Source organism: Natronomonas sp., from assembly GCF_036625485.1.
In the GTDB taxonomy this organism is placed as follows: domain Archaea; phylum Halobacteriota; class Halobacteria; order Halobacteriales; family Haloarculaceae; genus Natronomonas.
Genome location: NZ_JAZKTR010000207.1, coordinates 1 through 3567, shown reverse-complemented (window position 1 = coordinate 3567; position 3567 = coordinate 1). Strand labels below are relative to the sequence as shown.

At 65.7% G+C, this 3567-nt stretch carries 4 protein-coding genes; all 4 read right to left on the bottom strand.

Annotation, left to right across the window (positions count from 1 at the left end; translation table 11 throughout):
* Window positions 1-355 (bottom strand): methylmalonyl-CoA mutase family protein (locus V5A53_RS13840; protein WP_332314205.1); only part of this gene is annotated, 355 nt, incomplete at its 3' end.
* A gap of 70 nt (window positions 356-425) precedes the next feature.
* Window positions 426-1250, bottom strand: a complete 825-nt coding sequence (locus V5A53_RS13835) for a CBS domain-containing ParB/RepB/Spo0J family partition protein (RefSeq protein WP_332314204.1) — start codon at window positions 1248-1250, stop codon at window positions 426-428.
* A gap of 33 nt (window positions 1251-1283) precedes the next feature.
* Window positions 1284-2750 carry a DHH family phosphoesterase gene (locus tag V5A53_RS13830; protein WP_332314203.1) on the bottom strand — a complete coding sequence of 489 codons (1467 nt, stop codon included), beginning with the start codon at window positions 2748-2750 and terminating at the stop codon, window positions 1284-1286.
* Window positions 2751-2790: 40 nt separating this feature from the next.
* The coding region (locus V5A53_RS13825; protein ID WP_332314202.1) for an NADH-quinone oxidoreductase subunit N at window positions 2791-3567 on the bottom strand (777 nt) is incomplete at its 5' end.

The following is a 3567-nucleotide window of genomic DNA, read 5'->3' as shown; positions in this document are numbered from 1 at the left end:
GCATGTCGAACGCAGTGGAGAGGCCCGTCTGCCCCTCGTCGATGAGGTAGTGGAAGCGCTCGTTGGTCTCCTCGGCCGTCCCGAAGCCCGCGAACTGCCGCATCGTCCACGTCCGACCACGGTACATCGTCGGGTAGACACCGCGCGTATAGGGTGGTTCACCCGGGAACCCGAGGTCCTCGTCGTAATCTATATCGACGATGTCTTCTGGCCCGTAAAGGCGGTCGACTTCGTGGTTCGAGACCGTCACGAAGTCGTCCTTCCGCTCGCCGCGTTCCAGGAAGGGGTCGAGCGTCTCCGACTCCCAGCGCTCCCGATCGTCACGTATCTCCGCGAGGTCCTCCTCGTCGAACATACCAACAGTATCGGATGGACCAGATATGAAGGTTGGCGTCCGACGGAATCCGAGCGCCCCGCAAACCGTCCTACTGGTCCTGGTTCCCCTGGAGCCGTTTGGTCGTCTCGACGAGCGGGTGGTGAGCGTAGTCGACCTCCTGAATGTCGTCGATGGATTCGAGGTTCCCCTTCCGTGCCGTCTCGGCCATCCCCAGTTCGACGCGTTCGTCGAGGACGATCACGTAGGCGTCTATCTCGTCGATTCCGAGCCTGGCAGCCGCTTTGACGCGGTGGTGGCCGTCCGCGAGCAGGAGTTCGCCCGCGTTGTCGATGACCACGAGCGGTTCGGCGAGGCCGTTTTCGAGTTCGTAGGTCCGGCCTTCGAGTTCGTCCGTGTAGACCTTCGTCTGGGTCGGGGTCAACTCCGAGAGCTCGACCGTGCGACGCTCCTCGGTCGTGCCGACGCCGTGGATGCTTTCGAGGGTCCGCATCAGTTTCCCGACCTTCTCCGGGGTCGCCCGCTCGATCTGCGAGCGGATGACATCCGCATTGGAGATGATGCCGACGAGGTTGCCAGCGTCGTCGACCACCGGGAGCCGCTGGATGCCGGATCGGAGGATGACCCGCGCGGCGTCGGTGATCTTCATGTCGGGATGGGCGACGATGATGTCCTCGGTCATCACCTTGAATATCGGTTCGTGTTCGTCGGCGAGCAGCAGGTCCCGCGCGCTGACGAACCCGTCGACGCGGCGGCCATCAGAGACCGGAAAGCCGCTGTGGGCGTCGCTATCGGCGATTCGTTTGGATACCTCGCCGACGGTGTCGTCAGGCGACACCGTATCGACATCGCGGGTCATGTAATCGGTCACCCGCGGCTTGTTCTCGTAGAGGTCGTCTTCGGGCTCGTCGTCCATCGTGCGGACGGACGGGCCGACGCCGCAAAAAGCTCACTCACCGAGTTCGTCCGTGCCGAGGAAGTCGGCGTAGACCGCGGTCGCCGGGCGGGTCAACTCGATACCCATCGTCTCGAAGAACCGCTCGGTGATGACCTCCTCGATGACCTCACCGCGGTCGGCCTCGTCGTCCTCCTCGACGAGCATCCCGACGGGAATCTGGGCGCCCGCCATCTCCGCGTGACCCCCGGCGCTACCGATCTGTCCGAACGCGTCCCGGAGCGCCTCCCCCAGATCGAGGTCCGTCCCTCGCGAGCGCGCCGATATGTAGACGACCTCCTCGGTGTATCCGAACACGAGCGTCGTCGAGATGCCGTCCATTTCGAGCAGTTTGTCGGCTGCCTGCGCGAGGGCGTCCCGGTCGCTTATCCGGCCGACGCCGGTCGTCAGGACGTCCTTCTCGACGCGCCGATTGACGATGGCACTGGCGACCGTCTCGAGGGTATCGGCGGTCACGCTCGGGGATTCGATGCGCTGGAGCGCGCTGCTGTCGGCGCGGTCGACCAGTCGGGCCGCCGCCTCGAAGTCCGGGACGTCCACTTCGCGGGTGAAATCGTCCGTGTCCGTCTGGAGGCCATAGAGCAGTCCCGTCGCGATATCGGCGGGCGGTTCGATACCCAGTTGATGAAAATACCCCGCGATGAGGGTACTCGTCGACCCGAAGTTACTTCGGAGATCGACGAACCGCGCTTCGACGGGGGCCCGTGGCGGGTGGTGGTCGATGACGATATCGATCGGCGTCGACTCCGGGAGGCCGTCGTTGATGCCGGGCCGGGAGTGGTCGACCAGCGCGAAACCCGCGAACTCCTCGTCGAGGTCGACGTCCTCGGTCAGGTTTCGAAGGTCGTACTCCAGAAGGTTGACCAGCGCACGGTTCTCCTGATGGTTGATATTCCCGTAGTAACAGGGCGTCGCATCGGTGCCGGTCGCCTCCGCGATCCGCGTCAACCCGACCGCCGAGGCGATGGCGTCCGGGTCCGGGTTGTCGTGAGCGATGACCGCGAGCGTCCCGTCGATATCCCGGAGGATACGCTTGAACTTTCGCATCCGAACCCCGTCGTCCCCCGCTCGATCAAGCACGTACTCGCTCGTCTCGGCGGCGGCGTCGATGGTTCGGTCGACGAGATCCGAAACGGCGGTGCGGTCGGCGGCGGCGGTCCCCGAGTCGAAACACGCGAGCAGGAAGGCGTCCGGATAGGCTGCTCTGGCGAGGCGTGCCAGCGGGAGCAGGCGATCGGTCTCGTCGGGTGCGAGGACGATCGAATCGACGGCCCCGGCAACCGTCCGAAGCGCGTCGGGGTCGGTTCGTTCGAGCGACCGCGCGTCGATGCCCTCCTCCCGGAGCGAATCCGCGCGCCGCTCGTCGTCTTCGAGGACCACGAGCAACCGCTCCGGGCGGCGGGCGAGGCGCTCGGCGAGCGGTAAGCCGACCGACCCACACCCCAGTACCAGCCGATTCATAGGTATCGCTGGGGGCGGGAACGTCTAAAGCGTGCGGAAGTTAGCCCTGCAGGACCGTCGCGGCGGCGTCGAAGGCCGCCGTATCGAAGACGGCGAGGCCGGGCAGCAGGGCGACGGTCATCACGGCGGCGATGAGCAACGCCGCGTACAGTGCCGTCGGGTAACTCTCCAGTTCGAGCGGTTCGTCCGCCTCTTCGAGCCACATCGCCTTGACGACGCGGCTGTAGTAGAAGAGGCTCAGTGCGCTGTTGACCGCACCCACGAGGGCGAGCCACCAGACGCCGGCACCGACCGCGCCCGCGAAGAGGTAGTACTTCGAGACGAAGCCGCCGCCGACCGGCAGGCCCGCCAGCGAGAACAGGAAGACGGTCATCGCGACGCAGGCCAGCGGCGCCTCCTTGGCGAGGCCGTTGTAGTCGCGGAACGTACGACCGATATCCCAGTACTCGACGAGGGCGATGAACAGGAATGCGCCCGTGTTCATGAAGCCGTAGACCAGCAGGTGGATCATCCCGGCACCGAGGACGAGCGATTCCGCCCCCGAACCGCCGATGCCCGTCAGGGCACCCAGCGCGATAAGGACGTAGCCGGCGTGGCCGATGCTCGAATACGCGAGCATCCGCTTGACGTTCTCCTGGGTGGCCGCCGCGAAGTTCCCCACCGTCATCGTGAGGACGGCGAGAATCTGGAAGGCGAGTACCCAGTCGATGGCGTAGGCGCTGCCGGCGACGACATCGATGGGGAAGGCGACGACGAAGACACGGAAGGCGACGACGAAGCCGGCGGCCTTCGAGGCCGACGAGAGGAACGCCGCGAC

What these genes read in the sequence shown, in the direction of transcription:
- V5A53_RS13835 (WP_332314204.1), bottom strand. Translation starts at nt 1,250, where the DNA reads ATGGACGACGAGCCCGAAGACGACCTCTACGAGAACAAGCCGCGGGTG.
- V5A53_RS13830 (WP_332314203.1), bottom strand. Translation starts at nt 2,750, where the DNA reads ATGAATCGGCTGGTACTGGGGTGTGGGTCGGTCGGCTTACCGCTCGCC.